The following is a 640-nucleotide window of genomic DNA, read 5'->3' on the forward strand; positions in this document are numbered from 1 at the left end:
CGATGCTGGAAGTTCCCAGCGTGGCTACTCCCGTGATACTGCCAATGGAAGCGGTATACGTTTCATCCCCCTCCACCAGGTTGTCATCTATAACCGTTACCGTAAATGTCTTAGTGCTGCCTACCGATGAACCTGCTGCAAACGTCAGGGTGCCTGTGCCGGCTGTCGTATAATCCGCCGGGCTCACTGCCGATCCCGCTGTTACCGCGCTGATCACGCTCACCGCATTCTGGATGCTGCTGCCCGTTGCTCCCGTTAAGGTTGCCGTATAGGTGACCGTTCCTGCATTCTCATTAACCGTCGCAGCCCCGCTCAGTACCACCGTTACCGCGTCGTTATCCGTGATGTTCACCGTAGCTGCCGGTCCGGAAACTGTGATGGCTGTGTTGCTGGTGCTGCCCAATGTCAGGGTAACTGTTTCCGTGCCTTCGGCAATCAGATCATCCTGCACATCTACCGGAACGGTGAATACTTTTGTTCCTGCCGGTATCACTACCGAAGTGCCCAGTGAGGTATAATCCGTTCCCGATGTAGCCGTTCCCGTTACCGTGAAGTTGACTGTGGTAGCTGTTGATGAAGCATTACTCAACGTGAAGGTAAACTCGCCCTTGACTGGCGTGGCTCCTTCTGCTCCGTCTTT

General features: G+C 54.8%; 1 protein-coding gene. It reads right to left on the reverse strand.

Annotated features, from left to right (window positions below; genetic code table 11):
• Positions 1-640 (reverse strand): Calx-beta domain-containing protein (locus tag GS399_RS20585; protein ID WP_202409540.1); only part of this gene is annotated, 640 nt, incomplete at both ends.

The sequence above is a fragment of the Hufsiella arboris genome (genome assembly GCF_009834875.1).
In the GTDB taxonomy this organism is placed as follows: Bacteria; Bacteroidota; Bacteroidia; order Sphingobacteriales; family Sphingobacteriaceae; genus Hufsiella_A; species Hufsiella_A arboris.